The sequence below is a fragment of the Nocardia sp. 149-1B genome, assembly GCF_057747975.1.
In genome coordinates this window covers 2,481,754-2,507,542 of sequence record NZ_CM173233.1, presented here as the reverse complement: position 1 = coordinate 2,507,542, position 25,789 = coordinate 2,481,754, and the positions used below count along the sequence as shown (strand labels likewise).

The 25,789-nt window shown below is 71.4% G+C and carries 25 protein-coding genes; all 25 read left to right on the top strand.

The window, feature by feature from the left end:
* The first annotated feature begins 1 nt into the window (after position 1).
* Positions 2 to 1,045 (top strand): ABC transporter ATP-binding protein, encoded by a 1,044-nt coding sequence (locus tag AC3ANS_RS12035; RefSeq protein ID WP_488296383.1) that lies wholly within the window; start codon positions 2 to 4, stop codon positions 1,043 to 1,045.
* Positions 1,042 to 2,319, top strand: a complete 1,278-nt coding sequence (locus AC3ANS_RS12030; protein WP_488296382.1) for an ABC transporter ATP-binding protein — start codon at positions 1,042 to 1,044, stop codon at positions 2,317 to 2,319. Before AC3ANS_RS12035 ends, AC3ANS_RS12030 begins: the two co-directional genes overlap by 4 nt.
* A 30-nt stretch (positions 2,320 to 2,349) precedes the next feature.
* A complete protein-coding gene (locus AC3ANS_RS12025; RefSeq protein WP_488296381.1) occupies positions 2,350 to 3,705 on the top strand; it encodes a replication-associated recombination protein A in 1,356 nt (451 codons plus the stop codon).
* 195 nt (positions 3,706 to 3,900) lie between these two features.
* Complete coding sequence (locus AC3ANS_RS12020; protein ID WP_488296380.1) at positions 3,901 to 4,212, top strand: hypothetical protein; 312 nt, start codon at positions 3,901 to 3,903, stop codon at positions 4,210 to 4,212.
* A 129-nt stretch (positions 4,213 to 4,341) separates the two neighbouring features.
* The gene (locus AC3ANS_RS12015) at positions 4,342 to 4,839 is read left to right on the top strand and encodes a hypothetical protein (RefSeq protein ID WP_488296379.1); all 498 of its coding nucleotides are present in this window, start codon (positions 4,342 to 4,344) and stop codon (positions 4,837 to 4,839) included.
* A 7-nt stretch (positions 4,840 to 4,846) separates the two neighbouring features.
* Positions 4,847 to 5,167, top strand: coding sequence for a DUF6167 family protein (locus AC3ANS_RS12010; protein WP_488296378.1), 321 nt, complete (start codon positions 4,847 to 4,849; stop codon positions 5,165 to 5,167).
* Positions 5,167 to 7,878, top strand: a complete 2,712-nt coding sequence (gene alaS / locus AC3ANS_RS12005) for an alanine--tRNA ligase (RefSeq protein WP_488296377.1) — start codon at positions 5,167 to 5,169, stop codon at positions 7,876 to 7,878. Before AC3ANS_RS12010 ends, alaS begins: the two co-directional genes overlap by 1 nt.
* Positions 7,879 to 7,912: 34 nt before the next feature.
* Positions 7,913 to 8,380 carry a Holliday junction resolvase RuvX gene (gene ruvX / locus AC3ANS_RS12000; protein ID WP_488296376.1) on the top strand — a complete coding sequence of 156 codons (468 nt, stop codon included), beginning with the start codon at positions 7,913 to 7,915 and terminating at the stop codon, positions 8,378 to 8,380.
* Positions 8,381 to 9,574 carry an endolytic transglycosylase MltG gene (mltG, locus tag AC3ANS_RS11995; protein ID WP_488296375.1) on the top strand — a complete coding sequence of 398 codons (1,194 nt, stop codon included), beginning with the start codon at positions 8,381 to 8,383 and terminating at the stop codon, positions 9,572 to 9,574.
* Between the two features lie 19 nt (positions 9,575 to 9,593).
* A complete protein-coding gene (locus AC3ANS_RS11990) occupies positions 9,594 to 10,415 on the top strand; it encodes a shikimate dehydrogenase (protein WP_488296374.1) in 822 nt (273 codons plus the stop codon).
* Positions 10,412 to 11,158, top strand: a complete 747-nt coding sequence (locus AC3ANS_RS11985) for a prepilin peptidase (protein ID WP_488296373.1) — start codon at positions 10,412 to 10,414, stop codon at positions 11,156 to 11,158. Before AC3ANS_RS11990 ends, AC3ANS_RS11985 begins: the two co-directional genes overlap by 4 nt.
* Positions 11,159 to 11,197: 39 nt before the next feature.
* Entirely contained in the window at positions 11,198 to 12,376 is a 1,179-nt protein-coding gene (gene aroC, locus AC3ANS_RS11980) for a chorismate synthase (protein WP_488296372.1), read from the top strand.
* Positions 12,373 to 12,909, top strand: a complete 537-nt coding sequence (locus tag AC3ANS_RS11975) for a shikimate kinase (protein WP_488296371.1) — start codon at positions 12,373 to 12,375, stop codon at positions 12,907 to 12,909. The genes aroC and AC3ANS_RS11975 overlap by 4 nt, the downstream gene beginning before the upstream one ends.
* Positions 12,906 to 14,003 (top strand): 3-dehydroquinate synthase, encoded by a 1,098-nt coding sequence (aroB, locus tag AC3ANS_RS11970; protein WP_488296370.1) that lies wholly within the window; start codon positions 12,906 to 12,908, stop codon positions 14,001 to 14,003. Before AC3ANS_RS11975 ends, aroB begins: the two co-directional genes overlap by 4 nt.
* The gene (locus AC3ANS_RS11965; RefSeq protein WP_488296369.1) at positions 14,000 to 14,455 is read left to right on the top strand and encodes a type II 3-dehydroquinate dehydratase; all 456 of its coding nucleotides are present in this window, start codon (positions 14,000 to 14,002) and stop codon (positions 14,453 to 14,455) included. The genes aroB and AC3ANS_RS11965 overlap by 4 nt, the downstream gene beginning before the upstream one ends.
* Before the next feature lie 16 nt (positions 14,456 to 14,471).
* A complete protein-coding gene (locus tag AC3ANS_RS11960) occupies positions 14,472 to 15,272 on the top strand; it encodes an SIMPL domain-containing protein (protein WP_488296368.1) in 801 nt (266 codons plus the stop codon).
* Positions 15,273 to 15,386: 114 nt separating this feature from the next.
* Positions 15,387 to 15,950 carry an elongation factor P gene (gene efp, locus AC3ANS_RS11955; RefSeq protein WP_488296367.1) on the top strand — a complete coding sequence of 188 codons (564 nt, stop codon included), beginning with the start codon at positions 15,387 to 15,389 and terminating at the stop codon, positions 15,948 to 15,950.
* A gap of 1 nt (position 15,951) precedes the next feature.
* A complete protein-coding gene (gene nusB, locus AC3ANS_RS11950) occupies positions 15,952 to 16,359 on the top strand; it encodes a transcription antitermination factor NusB (RefSeq protein ID WP_488296366.1) in 408 nt (135 codons plus the stop codon).
* Positions 16,360 to 16,550: 191 nt separating this feature from the next.
* A complete protein-coding gene (locus AC3ANS_RS11945) occupies positions 16,551 to 17,939 on the top strand; it encodes a dihydrolipoyl dehydrogenase family protein (protein ID WP_488296365.1) in 1,389 nt (462 codons plus the stop codon).
* A complete protein-coding gene (locus AC3ANS_RS11940) occupies positions 17,936 to 18,769 on the top strand; it encodes a DUF1206 domain-containing protein (protein ID WP_488296364.1) in 834 nt (277 codons plus the stop codon). Before AC3ANS_RS11945 ends, AC3ANS_RS11940 begins: the two co-directional genes overlap by 4 nt.
* Before the next feature lie 9 nt (positions 18,770 to 18,778).
* A complete protein-coding gene (locus AC3ANS_RS11935) occupies positions 18,779 to 20,116 on the top strand; it encodes a dihydrolipoyl dehydrogenase family protein (protein WP_488296363.1) in 1,338 nt (445 codons plus the stop codon).
* A 90-nt stretch (positions 20,117 to 20,206) separates the two neighbouring features.
* Positions 20,207 to 21,415: a MinD/ParA family ATP-binding protein gene (locus AC3ANS_RS11930; protein ID WP_488296362.1), complete on the top strand. Its 1,209-nt coding sequence runs from the start codon at positions 20,207 to 20,209 to the stop codon at positions 21,413 to 21,415.
* Between the two features lie 119 nt (positions 21,416 to 21,534).
* The gene (locus AC3ANS_RS11925) at positions 21,535 to 22,548 is read left to right on the top strand and encodes an NADPH:quinone reductase (RefSeq protein ID WP_488296361.1); all 1,014 of its coding nucleotides are present in this window, start codon (positions 21,535 to 21,537) and stop codon (positions 22,546 to 22,548) included.
* A 315-nt stretch (positions 22,549 to 22,863) separates the two neighbouring features.
* Complete coding sequence (gene arcD, locus AC3ANS_RS11920) at positions 22,864 to 24,330, top strand: arginine-ornithine antiporter (protein WP_488296360.1); 1,467 nt, start codon at positions 22,864 to 22,866, stop codon at positions 24,328 to 24,330.
* Positions 24,331 to 24,475: 145 nt separating this feature from the next.
* Positions 24,476 to 25,771 carry an arginine deiminase gene (gene arcA, locus AC3ANS_RS11915; RefSeq protein ID WP_488296359.1) on the top strand — a complete coding sequence of 432 codons (1,296 nt, stop codon included), beginning with the start codon at positions 24,476 to 24,478 and terminating at the stop codon, positions 25,769 to 25,771.
* Positions 25,772 to 25,789 lie beyond the last annotated feature (18 nt).

Genomic DNA, 25,789 nt, shown 5'->3' with positions numbered 1-25,789 from the left:
CGTGAGCTTTCTGTCCGTCCGGGACCTCCGGGTCCACTTCCCGACGATCGACGGCGTCGTCAAGGCCACCGACGGCCTCTCCTTCGACCTCGAGCGAGGCAAGACGCTCGGCATCGTGGGGGAGTCCGGCTCCGGCAAGTCCGTGTCGACCTCCGCGATCCTCGGCCTGCACCGCCGAACCAGCGCGATCGTCAGCGGTGAGATCCTGCTCGACGGCGTCGACCTGCTGAAGATCAGTGACGAGGACATGCGACGTCGCCGGGGCCGGGAGGTCGCGATGATCTTCCAGGACCCGCTCTCGGCGATGCACCCCTACTACCGGGTCGGCAACCAGATCGCCGAGGCCTACCGGGTGCACCACGACGTCAGCAGGAAGGCGGCCCGAGCCCGCGCGATCGAGATGCTCGACCGCGTCGGCATCCCGCAGCCGGACCGCCGCGTCGACGACTACCCGCACCAGTTCTCCGGCGGCATGCGTCAGCGTGCGATGATCGCGATGGCGCTGATCAACAACCCGAGTCTGCTGATCGCCGACGAGCCCACCACCGCGCTCGACGTGACCGTGCAGGCGCAGATCCTCGATCTGTTGCAGGACCTGCAGCGCGACTTCGACGCCGCGGTCATGATCATCACCCACGACCTCGGGGTCGTGGCCGAGATGGCCCACGACGTCCTGGTGATGTACGGCGGCCGCTGTGTGGAGTACGGCTCGACCAAGGAGATCCTGACCCACCCCGAGATGCCCTACACCTGGGGTCTGCTCTCGAGCATCCCCGAGGTCGGCGCGGACCCCGAGGCCAAGCTGCTGCCGATCCCGGGCAACCCCCCGAGCCTGCTGAGCCCGCCGAGCGGGTGCCACTTCCACCCGCGGTGCACCCACCGCGACAAGGTGCCCGGCGACCTGTGCCGGACGGTGAGCCCCGAGCTGACACCGGGGACCCGTGGCGGTGGGCACCTCAAGCGGTGCCACCTGGCCAACCCCGACGTCGTGTACGAACGAGAGGTCCTGCCGGAGATCGCGCCGGACCTGGTGGAGGAACGATGAGCGACCAGCAGCTGCCGATGGTCGGCGGCATGCCAGGCGACGACCCGGTGAGCCGCGCCGAGGACCCGCTGAGCGGCGCGAGCCAGTTCGTCGAGACCGAGCGGCCCCACGGTGCGACCGAGGCCCACTTCGACGCCGAGCCGATCCTCGAGGTCAAGGACCTGCGGATGTACTTCCCGGTGCGCTCGGCGGGCATCGTCCGGCGGACGGTCGGCCACGTCCAGGCCGTGGACGGGGTGTCCTTCCAGGTGCCGAAGGGTGGCTCGCTCGGGCTGGTCGGTGAGTCCGGCTGTGGCAAGTCCACCACCGGTCGGCTGATCACCCGTCTTTATGAGCCCACCGGCGGGTCGATCACCTTCGACGGCCGCGACATCTCCAAGACGTCCTCGCGGGGGCTCAAGCCGCTGCGGCGGGAGATCCAGATGATCTTCCAGGACCCCTACACGTCGCTGAACCCGCGGCACACGGTGGGTGCCATCGTCGGCGCGCCGCTGCTGATCCACGGCGTGCTGCCCAAGGACAAGATCCTGCCTCGCGTGCAGGAGCTGCTCGAGATCGTGGGCCTGAACCCCGAGCACTACAACCGCTACCCCCACGAGTTCTCCGGTGGTCAGCGCCAGCGCATCGGCATTGCCCGGTCGCTGACGCTGCAGCCGAAGCTGTTGGTGGCCGACGAGCCGGTCTCAGCTCTCGACGTCTCGATCCAGGCGCAGGTGATCAACCTGCTCCAGGAGGTGCAGCGGGAGTTCGACATCGCCTTCCTCTTCATCGCTCACGACCTCGCGGTGGTGCGGCACTTCTGCCCCGAGGTTGCGGTGATGTACCTCGGCAAGGTCGTCGAGATCGCCGACCGTGACTCGCTCTACGGCCACCCCAACCACCCCTACACGCAGGCGCTGCTCTCCGCGGTGCCCGACGTGAAGCAGGCGGCCATCGGCGGCCGGCGCGAGCGTATCCGCCTCGAAGGCGACGTGCCCAGCCCGATCAACCCGCCCTCGGGTTGTCGGTTCCGCACCCGGTGCGCGCTAGCCCAGGAGATCTGCGCCCGGGTGGAGCCGCCGCTCCTGCAGATCGGCAAGCGCCACAAGGTCGCCTGCCACTTTGCCGGTGAGCTCGGTCACCACCCGGAGCGGCCGGTGACGGCCTCGCTGCTGGGCGTCGACGACAACGGATCGCCCGACCCCGGCGCGACCCCGAGCGTCGAGATCGGCAACGACCCGGGCTATGCCGACACGTGGTTCGACCTCGAGCGCAAGACGATGGCCGGGGCGTGATCCCCGCAGCGCGCGACCTAGCCTGAGCGGGTGGACGAAGGACTGTTCGAGACGCCGGGTGCCGCGGCGCGGACCGGCGGCGGCACGCTGTCGGGCAACACCCATGCCTCGGCGCCGTTGGCGGTGCGGATGCGTCCTCGGACCCTGGACGAGCTGATCGGGCAGACCCAGCTGCGCGCCCCCGGGTCGCCGCTGCGGCGGCTGGTCGAGGGTGACCAGTCGATGTCGCTGCTCCTGTGGGGGCCGCCGGGCACCGGCAAGACGACGATCGCCGCGATCGTGAGCCAGCAGACCGACCGGCGCTTCGTGGAGGTCTCGGCTGTCTCCGCGGGCGTCAAGGAGGTTCGAGCCGCTATCGACGCCGCACGCGCCGAGCTGGCGGGCAGCGGGCGCGAGACGGTGCTGTTCGTCGACGAGGTGCACCGGTTCAGCAAGGCCCAGCAGGACGCCTTGCTGCCGGGCGTGGAGAACCGGTGGGTGACGCTGATCGCGGCCACGACCGAGAACCCCTTCTTCAGCGTGATCTCCCCATTGCTGTCGCGGAGCCTGCTGCTGCGCTTGCAGTCGCTCACCGACGACGACATCCGGGCGGTACTGGCCCAGGCGCTGGCCGACGAGCGTGGCCTGGGTGGTCGGGTCACGGTGGAGGACGACGCGCTCGATCACCTGGTCCGACTCGCCGGTGGCGACGCGCGCCGGTCGTTGACCTACCTCGAGGCGGCCGCCGGCGCCGCCACGTCGCAAGGCAGCGACGTGGTGGACCTGTCGACCGCCGAGACCGCAGTCGACCAGGCCGCGGTCCGCTACGACCGCCAGGGCGACCAGCACTACGACGTGACGAGCGCGTTCATCAAGTCGGTCCGCGGCTCCGACGCCGACGCCGCGCTTCACTACCTGGCGCGGATGATCGAGGCGGGAGAGGACCCGCGGTTCATCGCGCGGCGGTTGATGATCCTGGCCTCCGAGGACATCGGGTTGGCCGATCCGACGGCGTTGACGACCGCGGTCGCGGCGGCCCAGACGGTGCAGCTGATCGGGATGCCCGAGGCCCAGCTCACGCTCGCGCACGCGACCATCGCACTCGCCGTCGCGCCGAAGTCGAACGCCGTGACCACCGCGATCGGCGCCGCGATCGCCGATGTCCGAGCCGGGAAGATCGGACCGGTGCCCGCCCACCTCCGCGACGCGCACTACTCCGGCGCCAAGAAGCTCGGCCACGGAGCCCGCTACAAGTACAGCCACGACGAGCCGTTCGGGATCGCCGAGCAGCAGTACGCCCCCGACGTGGTCGCCGACGCGGAGTACTACCGGCCCACGACGCTGGGGGCCGAGGCGGCGATCAAGGAGCGCTGGGAGCGAGTCCGTCGCTTGATCCGTGGCAGCTGACTCGCGGGACCCGACGTCGGCCGGGGCCGGTTGCGACGTGGCGGCGGACTGCTTGCCCTCGGCCTGACCGCGTGAACTAATTGTGCTGCTTCACCACGGAACAACTCCAACTCCTTGCTCGGGAAAGGCTGAAAGATGCTCCGCAAGAAAACTCTGATCGGCGCCGCCGTGCTTGCTGTCGGTCCGCTGGCCCTCATGGCACCTGCGAACGCGTACTACCGGATCGGCGACTGCACTGTCACCGGTGGTGCCGCTGACGCCGGGGTCACCCTCACGGTCGTGAGCTCGGGTCCACACTGGGACACCACCGGCCACATCGATGACGGGCACGGGCGCACCTGGAACTGGACGATCTACTCCAACGGAGACGTCGAGTACACCGGGTCCCGGACAGGTACCGGGGACGTCAGCAGGTACTGGGTGATGCGTGGCGGTTCGGAACACATCCGGTTCCACGTCGTCAACTCGGCCGGCACGGTCGTCTGCAACGCGGCGCTCGACACCTGAGCCGACCTGAGTCTCCCCGACGGGGCGGTGAGCAGAGCTCGCCGCCCCGTCGCCGCGCCGGGTGTCGAACGCGCGGCGGCCACCTGGGCGTCGTCGGGTCACGCGGTTGCCGCGATAGGGTCGGGCACCATGCAGGACTGGATCGTGCCGGCGGCGGCCGCGGCTCTCGCGCTGCTGGCGCTCGGGCTCGGACTGGCGCTGCTGCGCGCCCGGAACCGGACCGATCTCGCCCTCGCCCAGGCTCGGCGCGAGACCGAGGCCCTGCGCTCACAGCTCGAGGCGCTCGAACGCCGGCTTGAGCCACCCGTGCGGACCACGACGGTGGACGAGACCGAGTACGTCATCACCCACTTCGGCGAGGACGACCCGGACTCAGCGGAGCCCGCCCGGATCGAGCGGGCGCTGTTCGCCGATCTGGTCCTGCGCGAGACCGTCGTCAAGACGGCATCGCTCGCCCACGGCGTACGCCGGGCTCTCGCACCCGAGTCCCGCAACCGGATCCGCTTCGAGATGCGGCGCGAGGTCAGGCGGGCCCGCAAGCAGCGCAAGGTCGACACCCGCGAGGCGGTCCGGGAGTGGCAGGCCCGCCAGCGAGCGCAGCTCCCCGACGAGGGCTCGGCCGCATGAGGGCAGCATGAGGCGGGGTCTCTGGTTCGTGGCCGGGGCCGGCGCCGGGGTCTACGCGATGATCCGCGGGCGCCGCGCAGCGGAAGCCCTCACGGCCGACGGGCTCAAGGACCGGCTCGGGGCGCTCGAGGTCGGGGCACGGCTGTTCCGCGACGAGGTCGCGCAGGGCCAGGCCGAGAAGGAATCGCAGTTGCGCGAGAGACTCGGTCTCGTGCCTCATGGGAGGCCCGAGCTCGGGATCGGCCGGCACAAGGCCGTGGCACCACCCACCGCAGCATCCCTAGCACCACCCCCGACAGCGCACGCACAAGAGGAAGGCAGCACCTGATGGACACCGCGGAGATTCGCCGACGGTTCGTCGCTCACTTCGAGCAGAACACGACCGTCGGGGCACACACGCCGGTGCCGTCTGCGTCGCTGCTGCTCGACGACCCCAACCTGCTGTTCGTCAACGCCGGCATGGTGCCGTTCAAGCCCTACTTCCTCGGCCAGGAGACGCCGCCGTACCCGCGCGCGACCAGTGTCCAGAAGTGCGTGCGCACGCCCGACATCGAGGACGTCGGCAAGACCACGCGGCACGGCACGTTCTTCGAGATGTGCGGCAACTTCTCCTTCGGCGACTACTTCAAGGAAGGCGCCATCGAGCTCGCCTGGGACCTGGTGACCAAGCCGCTCGCAGACGGCGGCTGGGGGCTGGACGAGGCGCGCCTGTACCCCTCGATCCTCGACGGCGACGACGAAGCGCTGGCCTTGTGGCGCAAGGTGACGGGGCTGCCCGAGGAGCGCATCCTGCGGCTCGGTCGCAAGGAGAACTACTGGTCGATGGGCATTCCGGGACCAGGTGGCCCGTGCTCGGAGATCCTCTACGACCGTGGCTCGGCGTACGGCCCCGACTTCGACCCGGCGACCCTCGGCCCCGACATGCCCGTCGCGCTCGAGGACCGGCTGCTGGAGATCTGGAACCTCGTCTTCATGCAGGACGAGCTCAGCGCGGTGCGGTCCAAGGAGGACTTCGACATCGCGGGCTCGCTGCCGAAGCGCAACATCGACACCGGCATGGGCCTGGAGCGGGTCGCGTTCCTGCTGCAGGGCAAGGCCAACATGTACGAGATCGACGTGATGTTCCCGGTGATCGAGAAGGCCCAGGAGCTCACCGGGCGCCGCTACGGCGCCGACCACGAGGACGACGTGCGCTTCCGGGTCGTCGCGGACCACATCCGCAGCTCGATGATGCTCATCGGCGACGGGGTCACGCCGGGCAACGAGGCACGCGGCTACGTGCTGCGCCGCCTGCTGCGTCGCGCGGTCCGCTCGATGCGCCTGCTCGGCTACGAGGACCCGGCGCTGCCCGAGCTGTTCCCGATCAGCCGCGACAAGATGGGGGAGACCTACACCAACCTCCACCAGGACTGGGAGCGGATCTCCACGGTGGCGTACGCCGAGGAGCACGCGTTCCGCCAGACCCTGCGCGCCGGCACCACGATCTTCGACCAGGCCACGGCCGAGCTCAAGAAGGCCGGCGGCAGCCAGCTCTCGGGCGACAAGGCGTTCGCGCTCCACGACACCTACGGGTTCCCGATCGACCTGACGCTGGAGATGGCCTCCGAGCAGGGCCTCGCGGTCGACGAGGCCGGGTTCCGCAGGCTGATGAACGAGCAGCGCCAGCGAGCGAAGGACGACGCGAAGGCCAAGAAGGGCCAGCACCGCGACGCCTCGGCGTACCGCCAGGTCGCCGACTCCATGGGCCACGCGGTGCAGTTCACGGGCTATGACGTCGTCACCGACGAGGCGTCGATCCGCGGCCTGGTGGCCGCCGGTGGCGTCGTGGCCTCCGCCGGCCCGGGCGACGAGGTCGAGATCGTGCTCGACCGCACCCCGTTCTATGCCGAGGGCGGCGGTCAGCTCGCCGACCAGGGCGTGATCGAGCTCGAGAACGGCGCCCGCCTCGAGGTGCGCGACGTGCAGTCACCCGTGACGGGGCTGATCGTCCACCACGCCACCGTCCTGTCCGGCGAGGTGACCACCGGGCTCGGTGCGCACGCCGTCGTCGACGTCGAGCGGCGGCGGGCGATCTCGCGCGCGCACACCGCGACCCACATGGTGCACAAGGCGTTCCGCGAGGCGCTCGGCGAGACGGCGACCCAGGCCGGCTCCGAGAACGCCCCGGGCCGGTTCCGCTTCGACTTCTCCGCGGTGGGCGCCGTCCCTGCGTCGGTCATGTCCGACGTCGAGGCCCGCGTCAACGAGGTCGTCCTCGACGACCTGGCCGTGCACGCCGAGGTGATGAGCCAGGCGGAGGCGGTCAAGTCCGGCGCGATGGCGCTGTTCGGGGAGAAGTACGGCGACCGCGTGCGCGTGGTGTCCGTCGGCGACTGGGCCCGCGAGCTGTGCGGAGGCACCCACGCGGGCAGCTCCGGCAAGCTCGGCGTGATCAAGCTGCTCGGCGAGTCCTCGATCGGTTCCGGCGTACGCCGGGTCGAGGCGCTGGTCGGCAGCGACGCCTACCGGTTCCTGGCGCGCGAGCACGTGCTCGTCGCCCAGCTCTCCGACACCCTCAAGGTGCGCCCCGAGCAGCTGCCCGAGCGCGTCAACGATCTGGTCGAGAAGCTCCGCACCGCGGAGAAGGAGATCGAGAAGGTCCGCGTCGCCCAGCTGCTGGCTGCGGGTGGCGAGCTGGCCGCGGGTGCGGCCAAGGTCGGCCCGGTCAACCTGGTGGCCCACCGGGCCGACGGGGCGGGCGGCGGCGACGTGCGCACGCTCGCCCTCGACGTCCGCGGCCGCCTGCCGCAGGGCGAGCCCGGCGTGGTGGTGGTGATCGGCGCGGCCGACGGCAAGGTCGCGGTCGTCGCCGCGCTCAACGACGAGGCGCGGGCCCGCGGGCTGAGCGCGAACGACCTCGTGCGCGCTGTGGGTCCGCTCGTCGGCGGCAAGGGCGGTGGCAAGGACGATGTCGCCCAGGGCGGTGGCACCGACGCGTCGCGGATCGATGAGGCGATCGCGCTGGTGACCACCGAGGTCGGACGGGTGGCCGCCGGCTGATGCCGGACTGGCCCGGCCTGGCAGGGTGTCCGGCATGAGGACCGGCGTACGGATCGGCATCGACCCCGGCGACGCGCGCGTCGGCGTGGCCCGCAGCGACCCGTCGGGGTTCCTGGCCACTCCGGTCGAGACCGTGCGGCGGGGCAAGGGTGACCTGGGCCGGATCGCCCGCATCCTCGCCGAGGAGGGTGAGGACTCCCCGGTGCTCGAGGTCGTCATGGGCCTGCCGCGGTCGCTCTCCGGCGGCGAGGGGCCGGCGGCGGCCAAGGTGAGGGAGTTCGCCGCCCAGCTCGCGTCCCGCATCGCCCCGGTGCCGGTGCGGCTGGTCGACGAGCGCATGACCACCGTGTCGGCGGAGGCTATGCTGCGCGACCAGGGCCGCAAGGGGGGCAAGCGGCGAGCCGTGGTCGACCAGGCAGCAGCCGTCCTGATCCTGCAGCACGCACTGGACACCGAACGCGCGACGGGGGCCGCGCCGGGCGAGATCGTCGAGGAGACGTAGATGACCGACGAGCACGAGCCTCTCGAGGACGCACAGTCGCCGGAGGACGACGGCGGTCTGCTGGGCGTCGACGGTCCGGCGTACGGAGGCGGCCGGCGGCGCAAGCGCCGCAGCCTGCGCAGCTGCCTGGCCGTGCTGATCGCGCTCGCGATCGTCGTGGGCGGGTTCTACTTCGTGGTGACCTGGGGCATCGGCAAGGTGCGTGACCAGTTCAGCTCCGCCGAGGACTACCCCGGGCCGGGGCGCGGCAACGTGACCTACCAGGTCCTCAGCGGCGCCACCGCCGGCAGCATCGGCCGCGACCTCAAGGCCAAGGGCGTGGTGGCCTCGGTCGACGCGTTCGTCCAGGCGGCCAACGACAGCCCCGACTGGTCCAACCTCCAGGCGGGCTACTTCGCGCTGAAGAAGGAGATGGCCGCCAAGGACGTGGTCGAGATCCTCGTCGACCCCGCCAACATGGTCACCGACCGGGTCACGATCCCCGAGGGCCTGCGCGTCGTCGACATCGTGGCGATCCTGGCCAAGAAGACGAAGTACAAGAAGTCCGACTTCGAGAAGGTGCTCGCCAAGCCCGACCAGCTCGGGCTGCCCGACTACGCCGACGGCAACCCCGAGGGCTACCTGTTCCCTGCGACCTACGACTTCGGGCCCGACGAGACGCCCACGTCGATGCTCCAGGCGATGGTGACCCGGTGGAAGCAGGCGGCCCAGGACGCCGACCTCGAGGCCCGTGCGGCCGCGCTGGGCTACACCCCCGCGGAGCTGATGACGGTCGCCAGCCTGGTGCAGGCCGAGGGCCGCGGCGACGACATGCCGAAGATCGCCCGGGTCATCTACAACCGCGTCGAGAACCCCGACAACGGGGTCACCAACGGGCTGCTGCAGGTCGACGCGTCGGTCAACTACGCGCTGCACCGGTCCACGATCGCGGTGCTGACCCAGGCCGAGATCGACTCGGTCTCGGACTCGCCGTACAACACCTACACGCAGACCGGTCTGCCGCCGACGCCGATCGAGGCACCGGGCGACGACGCGATCGCCGCGGCTGCCCACCCCGCGGACGGAAGCTGGTTGTTCTACGTGACGGTCAACCTGAAGACCGGCGAGACCAAGTTCACCGACGACTACCAGGAGTTCCTCGGCTTCAAGCAGGAGCTCCAGCAGTACTGCGACACCCAGTCCGACCGGTGCTGAGCCGACGATCGGCCCGGCGATGAGGTGCGCGGTCCTGGGTGACCCGATCGCCCACTCGCTCTCGCCCGCCCTGCACCGGGCGGGGTACGCCGCGACCGGGCTCGACTGGACCTACGACGCGGTCCGGGTCTCCTCGGAGGAGTTCGTCCCGTTCGTGATGGGTCTGGGCCCGGACTGGCGGGGCCTGTCGCTGACGATGCCGCACAAGCGGAGCGGCTTCGCGATGGTCGGTCCGGACATCACGGCACGGGCTCGGCTCGCCGGCGCCATCAACACGCTGGTGCTCGAGGACGGGTCGATCGTGCTCGCCGACAACACCGACCTGCCGGGGGCCGTCGCCGCGGTGCGCGAGCGCTACGACGGGCCGGTCACCGCCGGCACGGTCCTCGGAGGCGGAGCGACAGCCGCCTCCACCGGGCTCGCGCTCTGCGAGCTCGGCGCCCGCACGGTCCGGCTGCTCGCCCGGTCGCCGGAGCGGGCGGCGCCTGCGGCCGCGGCCATCGCCGCGCACCCCACGAGACCCCGGGTCGAGGTGCTGGGCCTGGCGGACGGCGAGGTCCTGGGCGAGGTCGTGGTCTCCACGGTGCCCGCGGAGGGCCAGGACCCCGACCTCGTCGCTCGCTGCGCGCAGACCCCGGTGGTCTTCGAGGTCATCTACGATCCATGGCCGACCCCGCTGGCCGCCTCGGTCGGCGGCGACCGGGTCCTGGTCGGTGGGCTCGACCTGCTCGTCCACCAGGCGGTGCTGCAGTTCGAGCTGTTCACCGGGGTTGCCGGGCCGCTGACGGCCATGCGGGCGGCGGGGGAGCGTGCCCTGGCGGCACGCCGTACGGACGCGTGAACGTCGACCCGGCAGCCGTCGCGCTCGGCGCGGTCGCCTGCAGCGCCGCCGGCCTGCTCGTGCCCGCACTGATCGCGCGGATCCCCGAGCCAGCACCCGAGCCAGCACCCGACCCCGATGCCGGCCGCGATGCCGTCCTTGAGGCGGAGCCCAAGCCGGCGTACGCCGAGGTGGCCGCCGCCCCGCTGCTCCCGGCGGCCTCCGTGGTGCTGTGCCTGGCCGCCGGCGGGCTGGTCGGCGCGGCGATCGGCCTGACGTGGCCCTTGCTGTTCCTGCTGCCCCTGGTGCCGGTCGGGGTCGCGCTGTCCGCGGTCGACCTCCGCACGCGGCTGCTGCCGACCGTGGTGGTCTGGCCGACGTTCGGCGTCACGCTCGTGCTCGTGGTCGCCAGCGCGGTGCTGGAGGGTGACCGGGGCGCTCTGGAGCGGGCCGGACTGGGCGTGGTCGTGGTGTTCGGCCTCTTCTACGCACTGTGGTGGATCCACCCGGCAGGCATGGGTTTCGGCGACGTGCGGCTCTCGGCCGTGGTCGGTCTGGCGCTCGGCTACCTCGGCTGGACCGAGGTGATCCTCGGCGTCTACGGCGGCTTCCTGGCGTTCTCGGTGCCGGGTCTCGTCATCGCGCTGCTGCGCCGCGACCGCGGCGTCCTCAAGGCCGCCTATCCGTTCGGGCCGTTCTTGCTCGCCGGCGCGCTGGCCGGCGTCGTGCTCGGGCCGGTGTGGGGTGGTCTCGTCTCCGGGTGAGGCGATCTGGCTCGGTTCCCGACGTGAAAGACTGACGCCATGCTGCGTTGGCTGACCGCGGGCGAGTCCCACGGCCCTTCCCTGGTCGCGATCCTCGAGGGGCTTCCTGCCCATGTGCGGGTGACGTCGAGCGACGTCGCCGACGCGCTGGCCCGGCGCCGGCTCGGCTACGGCCGAGGTGCCCGGATGAAGTTCGAGCAGGACGAGGTCACGCTGGTCGGCGGTATCCGCCACGGCGAGACGATCGGCGGGCCGGTCGCCATCGAGATCGCCAACACCGAGTGGCCCAAGTGGGAGAAGGTGATGTCGGCCGACCCGGTCGACCCCGTCGAGCTGGAGGCCCTGGCCCGCAACGCGCCGTTGACCCGGCCGCGTCCCGGGCATGCGGACCTGGTGGGCATGCAGAAGTACGACTTCCCCGAGGCCCGGCCGATCCTCGAGCGCGCGTCCGCCCGTGAGACCGCCGCCCGGGTGGCGCTGGGCCGGGTGGCGTCGGAGTTCCTCGAGCAGGCGACCGGTGCCCGGATCGTCTCCCACGTCCTCGAGCTCGGCGGCGTGCGTGCACCCGCCGGCCTCTGGCCCCAGCCCGACGACGTGGCGCGCCTCGACGACGACCCGGTCCGCTGCCTCGACGCCGACACCAGCAAGCTGATGGTCGAGGCGATCGACCAGGCCCACAAGGACGGCGACACGCTCGGTGGTGTGGTCGAGGTCGTCGTCCACGACCTGCCGCCGGGCCTGGGCTCGCACGTCCACTGGGACCGGCGCCTCGATGCGCGCCTGGCCGGGGCGCTGATGGGCATCCAGGCCATCAAGGGCGTCGAGGTCGGCGACGGCTTCGAGCTCGCGGCGACCCCCGGCTCGCGTGCGCACGACGAGATCGTCGGCGGCGCCGACGGCATCCGCCGGGTCAGCGGCCGCTCAGGCGGCACCGAGGGAGGCATGTCGACCGGCGAGGTGCTGCGGGTCCGGGCGGCGATGAAGCCGATCGCCACCGTGCCGCGCGCCCTGCGCACGATCGACGTCAGCACCGGCGAGGAGGCAGTCGCCCACCACCAGCGCTCCGACGTGTGCGCGGTGCCCGCCGCCGGCATCGTGGCCGAGGCGATGGTCGCGCTCGTGCTCGCCGACGCCGTGCTGGAGAAGTTCGGCGGGGACTCGGTGCACGAGACCCGTCGCAACGTCGAGAGCTACCTGGACACGCTGAGGTTCAAGTGACGTCCTCCGTTCGTCCCCGGGTGGTCCTCGTCGGCCCGATGGGGGCCGGCAAGACCACGGTCGCCGACCTCTTGGCCTCCCGGTGGGGCACCACCGCCCGCGACACCGACCGGGACGTCGAGACGGCCGAGGGTCGCACGATCTCCGACATCTTCGTCGACTCCGGCGAGGACACCTTCCGGGCGCTGGAGCGGGCCGCCGTTGCCGAGGCGCTCGCCACGCACGACGGGGTGCTCGCGCTGGGCGGGGGAGCCGTGCTCGACCCCGGCACCCGGGACCTGCTCGCCGGCCACCGGGTCGTGTTCCTCCAGGTGGGGCTGTCCGACGCGGTCAAGCGCGTCGGGCTCGGCACCTCCCGCCCGATGCTGCTGGGCAACGTGCGCGGGCGGATCAAGACGCTGCTCGACGAGCGCACCCCAGTCTACGAGTCGGTCGCCACCCTGGTCGTGGACACCGACGGGCGCACCCCCGAGGATGTGGCCGAGGAGATCGTGGCCGCGTTCGACGGCCCGGCGCAGGAGGGGGAGGCATGAGGGACACCGTCGTGCGCGTGACCGGGCCCTCGCCGTACGACGTGGTGGTCGGCCACGACCTCGCCGATCAGCTCCCACAGATGCTCGGTGTCGGGGTGCAGCGGGTCGCGGTCGTGTTCTCCGACGCCCTGGCCGAGCTGGTGCGCCCGGTCCTCGACTCGCTGGCCGCGGCGTACGACGTGATGGTCCTGCCCATCCCCGACGGCGAGCGCGCGAAGAAGGCAGCGGTGGCCGCCTCCTGCTGGGAGGCGCTCGGCGAGGCCGGCTTCACCCGGTCGGACGCGGTCGTCACCTTCGGAGGTGGCGCCACCACCGACGTCGGCGGCTTCGTCGCCGCGACCTGGCTGCGCGGCGTGAAGGTCGTGCACGTCCCGACCACCCTGCTCGGCATGGTGGACGCGGCGGTGGGCGGCAAGACCGGCGTCAACACCCGCAGCGGCAAGAACCTGGTCGGCGCCTTCCACGAGCCCGCGGGCGTGCTCTGCGATCTCGCCACGCTGAGGTCGCTGCCCCGAGCCGAGCTGGTCGCGGGCCTGGGTGAGGTCATCAAGTGCGGCTTCATCGCGGACCCGGAGATCCTGGCGCTGGTCGAGCGGACCGAGCCCTCCCGACTCGAGGCCGACTCCCCGGTGCTGCGCGAGCTCGTCGAGCGCGCGGTGCGGGTCAAGGCCGAGGTCGTCTCCGCCGACCTCAAGGAGACCGGCGGCGCGCAGGGCCACCCCGGGCGCGAGGTCCTCAACTACGGCCACACGATGGCGCACGCGATCGAGCGCACCGAGAACTACCGGATCCGGCACGGCGAGGCCGTCGCGATCGGCTGCGTCTACGTCGCCGAGCTCGCGAGTCGCGCCGGGACGCTCGGCGCCGACGTCGTCGAGCGGCACCGCCAGACGTTCGCGCGGGTCGGGCTGCCCACGACGTACTCCCAGGCCTCGTTCGACGAGCTCCACCGCGCGATGGCGGTCGACAAGAAGGCGCGGGGCTCGCAGCTGCGCTTCGTGGTGCTCTCGGACCTCGCCGTTCCCACCGTGCTCGCCGGTCCGTCGGTGGCCGACCTGCGCGACGCCTACGCCGCGATCGGCGGGCCCGCGTGAGCGACCCGCGGCGGGTGCTCGTGCTCAACGGACCCAACCTGGGCCGCCTCGGCCGGCGTCAGCCCGAGATCTACGGCACCACCACGCACGCTGAGCTCGCGCAGCTCTGCCAGGACTGGGGCCGCGACCTCGGCCTCGACGTCGACGTGCGGCAGACCAACCACGAGGGCGAGCTGCTCGACTGGCTCAACGCCGCCGCCGACGACGCGACCCCCGTGGTCCTCAACGCCGCGGCCTGGACCCACTACTCCTACGCGATCTTCGACGCGTGCGCCCAGCTCGAGGCCCCCCTGGTCGAGGTGCACATCTCCGACCCGCACCAACGGCCCGAGGAGTTCCGGCACACCTCGGTCGTCACGCCGTACGCCGTCGAGGTCGTCGCCGGCCACGGCATCGACGGCTACCGGATGGCCCTCGAGATCATCGCCCGAGGGGAACCCGATCGGGGCTGACGACGTCCGAGCCCACATGAACAGCAACGTGACGGTGAGTGTGCGCGGGCTCCTGGTCGCCGCGCTGGTGGCGATGGCCCTGGTGGTCGCCTACCTCCTCGGCGGCTCCGGCGGAGCCACCCCGGCCGCCCAGGCGGCGGACGACCAGGGCTCGGCGGCGGCCCAGCCCCGGCGGCTGCTGACGATGTCCGGCACCGGGGAGGCGAGCGCCGTCCCCGACGAGCTGTCCTTCGGCATCGGGGTCAACGAGACGCGCCTGGCCCTCGACGACGCGCTGGGCGCCGCGAACACGACGATGAGCCGGGTGCTGGACTCCCTGAAGAAGTACGACGTCGCGAAGTCCGACGTGCAGACGACCGGGCTGTCGATGACTCCGGTGTACGAGTACCACCAGTACAGCCCGCCGACGATCACCGGCTACCGGGTCTCCGAGCGCGCGACGGTGCTAGTCAAGGAGCTCAAGCAGGGAGGCCAGGCGGTCAGTGCGGCCGTCGCGGCCGGCGGCAACAGCGTGGCGGTCAGCAACATCCGGCTGCTGGTCGGCGACACCGACGCGGTGATGGGCAAGGCCCGCGCCGCCGCCGTCGCGGAGGCCAAGGCCAAGGCGCAGCAGTACGCCGAGGCCTCGGGCCAGACGCTCGGCGACGTCGTGACACTGCGTGAGGTGCACACGCGTGCGCTGCCGACACCGACCGTGGGCCTGCACGCCCTGGACCGGGGCGTGTACGGCGCGATGGACATCCCCGCCGCGCTGCCGATCCGGGCCGGCCGCGACCAGGGCTCGGTGACGGTCCAGATCGTCTGGGAGCTGACCTAGTGGTCGGGCAATTCCAGCGTGAGGGGGCCGAGCCGATAGACTCGTGGGCTGTTGCCCGGCGGGTCCGGGCGGCACCCCGACCCCTCGACGTACGCAGAAGGTTGACACGCGCGCATGGCAACGACGAACGACCTCAAGAACGGCATGGTTCTCAACATCGACGGCCAGCTCTGGGCCGTGGTGGAGTTCCAGCACGTCAAGCCCGGCAAGGGCCCGGCGTTCGTGCGCACCAAGCTGAAGAACGTCGAGTCCAACAAGACCGTCGACAAGACCTTCAACGCCGGCACCAAGGTCGAGACCGCCACGGTCGACCGCCGCACCATGCAGTACCTCTACAACGACGGCACCTCGTACGTGTTCATGGACGTGCAGAGCTACGACCAGCTCGAGGTCGCGCCCGAGATCGTCGGCGACACCAAGAACTTCCTGCTCGAGAACCAGGACGTCATCATCGCCACCAACGAGGGCCGGGTGCTGTTCATCGAGCTCCCCGCCTCCGTCGAGCTGCAGATCACCTTCACCGAGCCCGGTCTCGCCGGTGACAGCGCCACCGGCCGCACCAAGCCGGCCACCCTCGAGACCGGTCACGAGATCCAGGTCCCGCTGTTCATCAACCAGGGCGAGAAGGTCAAGGTCGACACTCGCGACTCCTCCTACCTCGGCCGTGTGAAGGGCTGAGATGTCAGCCCGGTCCAAGGCCCGCAAGCGGGCGCTGGACGTGCTCTACGCCTCCGACATGCGCGGCGAGAGCCCGGTCGAGGCGCTGGACCGCGCGATCGCCGAGGGTGAGGGCCCGACCAACGACTACACCGCGACCCTGGTGCGCGGCGTGGCCGAGCACCAGGAGCGGATCGACGAGCTGCTCACGTCGTACTCCGAGGGCTGGACGCTGGCCCGGATGCCCGCGGTCGACCGCAACGTGCTCCGGCTCGGCGTGTGGGAGCTGCTGTACGCCGGAGACGTGCCGGACGCCGTAGCGGTCAGCGAGGCCATCGCGCTGGTCAGCGAGCTGTCCACCGACGAGTCCCCGCAGTTCGTCAACGGGATCCTCGGCAGCATCGTGCGCAACCGGGAGTCCATCGCCTGACTAGTGCCGCGTCCCAGAGGTTCTTGGGCGCTTCGCGCCCCCATGGCACGCACCTCGCTGCGTTGCCGACGCTTGCGAGACGGGCGGGTATGGCGGCGCGCCGGCGCCTTGCGATGCCCACACCCTGAGAACGCCAACCGTTCAACAACTTCCGAGACGCGACACTAGGCCCGGTTCGCCATAGTGTGCTCATGAACACCCCCATGAGCGCACACGAGGTGGACCTGGTCGTCATCGGCACCGGACCCGGCGGGGAGGCACTCGCCACCGGCGCCGCCAAGGCCGGACTGCGCGTCGTCGCGGTCGACAAGCACCTGGTGGGCGGTGAGTGCCCCTACTACGGGTGCATCCCCACCAAGATGATGGTGCGTGGCAGCGACGTCGTGGCGGAGGTACGCCGGGCGGCGGAGGTCGCGGGTGAGGCGATCATGTCGCCGAGCTGGTCGGTGGTCGCCCGCCGGATCGACCGCGACGCCACCACCGGCTGGGACGACACGATCGCGGTGGACCGGCTCCGCGACGCCGGCGCGATCGTCCACCACGGCGTGGGACGCCTCGACGGGCCCGGACAGGTGCGGGTCGAGCTGGCGGACGGCACCGTGACGTCGTACGCCGCGATCCGGGGCGTCGTGCTCAACCCCGGCACCCGCCCGGCCACGCCGCCGGTCGAGGGCCTCGCGGGGACGCCGTACTGGACCAACCGCGACGCGGTCCGGGTCACCGACCTGCCGGCGTCGTTGGTGGTCCTCGGCGGCGGCCCGATCGGGTGCGAGCTGGCCCAGGTGTTCGCCCGGTTCGGGGTGCACGTCACCGTCGTGCAGCACGGTCCGCGGCTGCTGCCGGGCAACGAGCCCGAGGCCGGTGCCCTGATCGAGCAGGTGTTCGCCGAGGAGGGCATCCGGGTGCTGACCGGGGTGGAGGCCACCCGGGCGGCGTACGCCGACGGCGGGTTCAGCCTCGACCTCGACACCGGCGAGCAGCTCACCTCGGACAAGCTGCTGGTCGCCGCCGGCCGGACCCCGAACCTCGACGACCTCGGGCTGGAGACGGTCGGGCTCGACCCGGCCGCCCGGACCATCGAGGTCGACGACCGGCTGCGGGCGGGGGAGCGGCTCTGGGCGATCGGCGACGTCACCGGCAAGGGTGCGTTCACCCACGTCTCGATGTACCAGTCGGCGATCGCGCTGCGCGACGTCCTCGGGGAGGACGGGGCTCCGGCGCGCTACCACGCGCTGCCGCACGTGACGTTCACCGATCCCGAGGTCGGCGGGGTGGGCCTGACCGAGCAGCAGGCGCGCTCCGCCGGGCTCCGGGTGCGCACCGGGTCCACCCCGCTGGAGCAGTCCTCGCGGGGTTTCACGCACGGACCCGGTGGGCACGGCTTGATCAAGGTCGTCGAGGACGTGGATCGGGGAGTCCTGGTCGGAGCCACCGCGGTGGGTCCGGCGGGCGGGGAGATCCTCGGCTTCCTGGCCGTCGCGGTCCACGCGGAGGTCCCCGTCGACACCTTGAGGAACATGATGTACGCCTACCCCACCTTCCACCGGGCGATCGAGAGCGCTCTCGCCGCGCTGTCATGACGATCACGGGAGGGAGCGCCGCGCGACGGGCCGAGGGAGCGGGCCGAGACGCGCACAACAGCGATTGGATGGAGTACGCCGTCCGCGCGGGCCTCGTGGCCTACGCCGTGGTGTACCTGATGATCGGCTGGCTGGCCGTCCAGCTGGCCTTCGGCGACCGAGAGGGCAAGCCCTCGAGCAGCGGCGCCATGCACCAGCTCGCGGAGCAGCCGTTCGGCGGCGTGCTGATCTGGGTCGTCTCGATCGGGATGTTCCTGCTGGTGCTCTGGAAGCTGCTCGATGCGGCCTTCGGTCACCAGGAGGAGCGCGACGGCGGCAAGCGCACGCGCAAGCGCCTCGTCTCGGTCGGCAAGGCGATCATCTACGCGGTGATCGGGTTCTCCGGGCTCAAGGTCGCCACCGGGTCCGGCTCCTCGGGCAAGCACAAGAGCTGGACCGCCTCGGTCATGGAGTGGCCGGGTGGCCAGCTGCTGGTCGGACTGGCCGGCCTCGCGGTCATCGGTTACGGCTGCTACCAGATCTACCGGGCCTGGACCGAGGGCTTCGCCGACAAGCTGGACGCCGAGGGCCGCGGCGGCAGCACAGGAACGGCGTACATCGCCTTCGGCAAGGCCGGCTACACCGCGCGGGGGATCGCGTTCATCGTGGCCGGGGGCCTCGTCCTCTACGGAGCCGCGACCCACGACGCCTCGAAGTCCGGCGGGCTCGACCAGGCCCTGTTCAAGGTGCTCGACCAGCCCTTCGGCCCGGTCCTGCTCTGCCTGCTGGGCGTCGGCCTCGCCTGTTACGGCGTCTTCACGCTGGCCCGCGCCCGTCACCTGTCGAAGTAGCCGGTGCCGATGACGTCGGTCGACGCAGTCGACCCAGCCGACGTGGTCGTCCTGGGCCTCGGGGCCGGGGGCGAGCACGCCGCCCGCAAGCTGGCCGAGGCCGGCCTCGCGGTCGTCGGCGTCGAGCGGGACCTGGTCGGCGGTGAGTGCCCGTTCTGGGGCTGCACGCCCTCGAAGCTGCTGATCCACTCCGCGCACCGGGGCGACCCGTGGAGCCGGGCAGCGGCGCGGATCCGCGAGGCCAACCACGACTGGACCGATGCTCAGCACGCCGGTCCGCTGGTCGAAGCGGGGGTCCGCCTGGTCCGTGGGCACGGCCGCCTCGACGGCCCGGGCCGGGTCGTGGTCGACGCCGAGACCGGCGCCGAGACGTACGACGCGCGGCTCGGGGTCGTCATCGACACCGGCACCGAGCCGGCCGTCCCCGACATCCCCGGCCTCGCGGGGACGCCGTACTGGACCAACCGCGAGGTGATGAGGCAGGCCCAGCAGCCCGCCTCCCTCATCGTCGTGGGGGCCGGCCCGATCGGCACCGAGCTCGCCCAGGCGTTCGCAAGGTTCGGGACCCGGGTCACGGTGCTCGAGGCGCTGGACCGGATGCTGCGCCCGGAGGAGCCGGAGGCGTGCGAGGTCGTGTCCACCGCATTGCGGCGGGACGGGGTCGAGATCCACACCGGGGCGGACGTGACGGCGGTCCGCCACGACGGGCGCGAGTTCGCGGTCGACGTCGACGGCACGACGCTGCGGGCCGAGCGGCTGCTGGTCGCGACCGGCCGCCGGATGAACCTGGCCGATGCGGGGCTCGACACGGTGGGCCTCGATCCGGAGGCCGACCGGCTCGAGACCGACGAGCGGATGCGCGCGGCCGAGCGACTCTGGGCGGTGGGTGACATCACCGGCCACGGCGCCTACACACACCTGTCGATCTACCAGGCCCAGGTCGCCGTACGCGACCTGCTCGGTGAGGACGGCCCCTGGGCCGACTACCGCGCGGTCAGCCGGGTCACGTTCACCGACCCTGAGGTGGGGTCGGTCGGGCTGACCGAGGAACAGGCGCGGGCCGAGGGCCTGCGAGTCGCGGTCGGCCGCGCCGACCTGGCCCGTTCCAGCAGGGGCTGGATCGCCGAGGCGGAGGGCGTCGTGAAGCTGGTGGCGGACGCGGACCGCGGGGTGCTGGTCGGTGGGTCCGTGGTGGCGCCGTACGGCGGGGAGGTGCTCGGACTGGTGACGGCCGCCGTGCACGCCGAGATCCCGCTCGCGACGCTGCGCGGCGTGCACTACGCCTTTCCGACGTTCCACCGGGCCGTGAGCGCCGCGCTGGCGGACCTCGAGGTCGAGTCGGAGTAGTCCGCGGCCGATTGGTGCGTGTGACCGGCCCGTTTTGGGGGAAGGACGCACTCAGGCAGGAACTCGATTCTCTCTCGAGGGAGGACACTCATGTCGCAGGAAGCATGGAGCTCGGCCGGCGCAGGCCCGGGGAGCGCCTGGTCGGACCCCCTCACCGGTCCGCTGCCCGAGTCTTCGCCCGATGGCGGCTCGCTCCCCAGCGGCCCGCCGCCCAGCACGCCTCCGCCCCTGCACCGGCCTCCGAGCGTCGTGCTCGCCCCGGAGCCGCTCGGCCCGCCGCCGGCGGCACCTCCTGTCGTCGTCGGACCGGCGGCCGAGCCCCTGCCCGAGGACCCGTCCGGGGGGCTTGGCGACGTGCGCCGGTTCATGACCGCCACCGACTTCCTCGACCGGCGCGACGGCTCGCAGGAGCAAGGCCCCGCCACCTGGGGCTGGCGGGGCGCCGTACGCCGCTGGACCGGCGGGCTGGTGAGCCCGCGGATGGGCGCCGCCGAGGTGGCCTACGAGAACGACCGGCGGGCGATCCAGAAGGACTTCGACGGTCCGCGGACGATCGCCTTCATCAACCCCAAGGGCGGCGCGGCGAAGACGACCGGGGTGCTGGCCGCCGGCTACACCTTCGGCACCGTGCGCGGTGGGGGAGTCGTGGCGTGGGACAACAACGAGACCCGCGGCACCCTGGGCATCCGCGGCACGCGCAGCACCCACCGCAACACCACACGCGAGCTGCTCGAGGACCTCGAGCGGTTCACCGACGTCTACCAGTCGCGGATCGGTGACCTCGGTGCGTTCGTGCGCTCGCAGGGTGACGCCCACTTCGACGTGCTCGCCTCCGACGAGCGACCCGACGTGACGGGGACGATCCGCGCCCAGGACTTCGACGCGGTCCACAAGCTGCTGGAGCGCTTCTACCGGATCATCCTGATCGACACCGGCAACAACATGAGGGCGGAGAACTGGCTCGCGGCGGCCGGTGCGGCCGACCTGCTCGTCGTGACGAGCACGATCCGCGAGGACACCGGCTACAGCGGACTCTGGATGCTCGACGCCCTCCAGGACGCGGGCTACCAGAACCTGAAGTACAAGGCGATCACGGTCCTCTCGGACCCCTCGTCGACGGTCGACGCGAAGCTCGCCTCCGACCTGGTTGACGTCTACCAGCAGCGCACGCGCGCGGTCTACCGGGTGCCCTACGACCCGTCGCTGGTGTCCGGGTCGGTCGTGCCCTACGCCCAGCTCTCCGAGAACACCAGGAGGCAGTGGCTCAAGGCGTGCGCCGGGATGGCCGCCGCCCTCTGACCAGGGCCCGAAGCCAACGCGCCGACCGTAACCACACCGTCTGCCGACCGAGCCAAGAGCGATCCGCGGCGCGCGCGGCGACGGAGTCGACGCGCGAGACGCGGGCTAACGTCGGTGTCATGCGTGCGATCGTCTACCGCGAGACAGGTCCGTCGTCGGTGCTCGAGCTCGTCGAGCGCGAGGTGGCCGAGCCCGGGCCCGGTGAGGTGCGGGTCCGCGTGGTCCGGGCCGGGGTGAACCCCACCGACTGGAAGTTCCGGGCCGGGATGATGGCCGGCCACGACGAGGTGGTGCCAGGTCAGGACGGAGCCGGCGTGGTCGATGCCGTCGGTGCCGGCGTCGAGGGTCTGGCCGTGGGCGACCGGGTGTGGCTGGTGCTCGCCCAGCACGGACGCCCCTACGGCACGGCCGCGGACTACACCGTGCAGCCGGCACATCTGGTGGTCCCGCTGCCCGACGGCGCGTCGTACGACCTCGGGGCGAGCCTGGGGGTGCCGGCGGTGACCGCCCACCGGGCCCTGACCTGTGGCGAGGGAGGCCCGACCCGGCTCGCACCGGGTGCCCTCGAGGGGCGCGTCGTGCTGGTCGCCGGGGGAGCGGGAGCGGTCGGCAACGCAGCCATCCAGCTCGCGCGCTGGGCGGGAGCGACGGTGGTCACCACGGTGAGCGGCGCGGGCAAGGCAGAGCTCGCGCGGGCCGCCGGCGCCCATCACGTCGTGAACTACCGAGAGCCCGACGCGGCGGCGGCGATCCTGGCGGTCGCGCCGCAGGGCGTCGACATCGCGGTCGAGGTCGCCCCGGCGCAGAACATCGCGCTCGATCTCGAGGTGGTGCGGGTGCACGGCACGGTCGCGATCTATGCCAACAACGGCGGGGACGAGCTGACGATGCCGCTGCGGGCCGCCTTCGGGAAGAACCTCCGCTTCCAGTTCCTCATCCTCTACACGCTGGCCGAGGACCTCCTGCGCGCCGCGGTCGAGGATGTCGCGGCCGCGGTCTCGGCCGGGGCGATCCGGATCGGTGCCGACGCCGGGCTGCCGGTGCACCACTACCCACTGGCGCAGACCGCCGCGGCACACGACGCGGTCGAGGGCGGGGCGGTCGGCAAGGTCCTCCTGGACGTCTCGGAGTGACCAAGACCACTCGTCGCCGTGACCGGCGTCGGTGGGACCTCGGCGGGACCGATCGGGGTGCGCCCAGCGCATGATCTGACGGACGTGAGGGTCGTCTCGCCGGGCCTCGATGCAAGTTCATGCATGGCCTTGTACAGTGATCCAGGACAACGCGGACCTGAGCGAAAACCCGGTCGCCGGTAGGCCTCTTCTGGGCCGGGACCTGTCCCAATTCCCCGTGCCGTTGGTCCCTGCTGCGTGCGTTCTCACGCGTCCTAGCGTCCTTCACAGGACGGAAGATCGGTCTTCCGTCCTCTTGAAGGAGGCCCGAACTACATGACTCAGCAGATGGTCCGACCACCGTCGGGCCCCAGTCCTGAGCAACACGGGCGTGGCGCCGGAACCCTGGCCCTGCCCGCCCTCGTTGCACTCGTCGTCGGCTCGATGATCGGCAGCGGCATCTTCGCCCTGCCGTCCCAGATGGCCGGGAGCGCCGCTCCTGGACCGCTGCTCATCGGCTGGCTCATCACCGGCGTCGGCATGCTCATGCTGGCGTTCGTCTTCCAGACCCTCTCGCGCCGCAAGCCCGAGGTCGACGGCGGTGTCTACGGATACGCCCGCGCCGGGTTCGGCAACTACCTCGGCTTCACCTCGGCCTGGGGATACTGGATCAGCGCCTGGATCGGCAACGTCGGCTACCTCGTGCTGCTGATGTCGACGCTCGGGTACTTCATTCCCGCCTTCGAGGGCGGCAACACGGTCTCGGCGATCGTGTGTGCCTCGATCGTGCTGTGGGTCCTGCACTGGCTGACCACGCGCGGTGTCCACAACGCGGCCTTCGTCAACACGCTCGTCACGATCGCCAAGGTCGTCCCGATCATCACCTTCATCGCGATCGCCGCGGTCGGCTTCAAGGCCGGCGTCTTCACCGCCGACTTCTGGGGCGACAGCCAGGGCCTCGGCTCGAGGCTCGACCAGGTCAAGAGCATGATGCTCGTCACCGTCTGGGTGTTCATCGGCATCGAGGGCGCCTCGGTCTACAGCCAGCGCGCCGCGAAGCGCAGCGATGTCGGCCGCGCCACCGTGATCGGCTTCGTGGGCGTTCTCGCCCTGCTGCTCGCGGTGAACATCTTGTCCTACGGCCTGATGAACCAGGCGAAGATCGCCGGTCTCGACGACCCGTCGATGGCCGGACTCATGCGCCACGAGGTCGGCAGCTGGGGCACCGGGTTCATCTCGGCCGGCCTCGCGGTCTCCCTGATCGGTGCGCTGCTGTCCTGGGTGCTCCTCTGCGTCGAGATCCTCCGGCTCCCCGCCCAGGAAGGCGTGCTGCCGCGCCAGCTCGGTGCCGAGAACCGGTTCGGCGCCCCGTCCAACGCGCTGTGGCTCACCAACGGCTGCGTGCAGCTGATGCTGATCTGGACGCTGTTCAACGACAGCACCTACACCGACCTGATCTACCTCGCGACCTCGCTGATCCTGCTGCCCTACCTCTGGTCGGCGCTCTACCAGGTCAAGCTCGCGTTCACCGGTGAGACCTACGCCGGAGAGAGCCGCACCCGCGACCTCCTCATCGGTCTGGTCGCCCTCGCCTACGCCGTGTGGCTGGTCTACGCGGGTGGCTGGAAGTACGTCCTGGTCGCCGGCATCTTCTACCTCGTCGGCACCGCGCTCTACGTCTGGGCACGCAAGCAGGTCCGCGCGGAGATCTTCACCGCGGCCGAGCGTGTGATCGTCGGTGTGGTGTCCGCTCTCGCGGTCGCCGGCGTCATCGGCCTCATCCAGGGCTTCGTCACCATCTGACCCGGTCGAGCCCCGGCATCAACCATCGCAACACCGGGGGGCGGGGCGGTCCTCGGGCCGCCGCCTCGCCCGACCGGCGGCTGACGCTGCCCGGAACCCGGACCCGTTCCCGGCCTGCCACACATCTGAGCAAGGAAGAAGCACCATGGCTATCGAACAACTGCCCCGAGCGACGGTCGAAGAGACCGTCACCGAGCCCAGAGTCGGCGTGTGGTCCGAGGCCGGCCGACTGCGACGCGTGATGGTCTGCGCGCCCGGCCTGGCCCACCTCCGGCTCACCCCCGACACCTGTGACGAGCTGTTGTACGACGACGTCATCTGGGTCAGCCAGGCCAAGCGCGACCACTACGACTTCGTCACCAAGATGCGCGACCGCGGCGTCGAGGTCCTCGACATGCTGCAGCTCCTCGTCGACGTGGTGCGGTACCCGCAGGGTCGCAACTGGATCCTCGACCGCAAGATCACCGACGACCAGGTCGGCCCCGGCCTCGTCCACGAGGTCCGCGCCTGGCTGGAGAGCCTGCCGGCCGAGAAGCTGGCCGAGTTCCTCATCGGCGGCGTCGCGTTCAGCGACGTACCCGACGACATGGCCGGCTCGTTCCTGCGGTCCTTCCGCGACGCCGACGTGCAGCAGTTCGTGCTCCCGCCGCTGCCCAACACGGTGTTCGCCCGCGACAACTCCTCGTGGGTCTACCAGGGCGTGACGCTCAACAGCATGTACTGGGGCGCTCGCCGTCAGGAGACGCTGCTGACGACCGCGATCTACCGGTTCCACCCGGCGTTCGCCGGCGAGGACTTCCGGGTCTGGTTCGGCGACCCCGACCAGCAGCCCCGCGACCGCGGCAACGCCACGATCGAGGGTGGCGACGTGATGCCGATCGGCAACGGCGTCGTCGTGATCGGCATGGGCGAGCGCACCTCGCAGCAGGCCATCACGCAGGTCGCTCGCTCGCTCTTCGCGGCCGGTGCCGCCGAGCGCGTCATCGCCGCCGGTCTCCCGCGGACCCGTGCTGCCATGCACATCGACACGGTCTTCACCTTCTGCGACCGCGACGTCGTCACGGCGTACGGCCCGGTCGTCGACAAGATCGACAGCTTCTCCCTGCGGCCCGACGAGTCCTCGCCCTCCGGCCTGGACGTGCGCCACGAGGACAAGCACTTCGTCGACGTCGTCTCCGACGCGCTCGGCGTCCCGATGCGCGTGGTGCCCACCGGTGGCGACCGCTACGGCTCGGCCCGCGAGCAGTGGGACGACGGCAACAACGTGCTCGCGCTCGAGCCCGGCGTCGTCGTCGGCTACGACCGCAACACCCACACCAACACCCAGCTCCGCAAGGCCGGGATCGAGGTCATCACGATCGACGCGAGCGAGCTGGGCCGGGGCCGCGGGGGTGGGCGCTGCATGACCTGCCCGATCCTGCGCGACCCCATCGAGTACTGACCACCGACCGGACCCTGA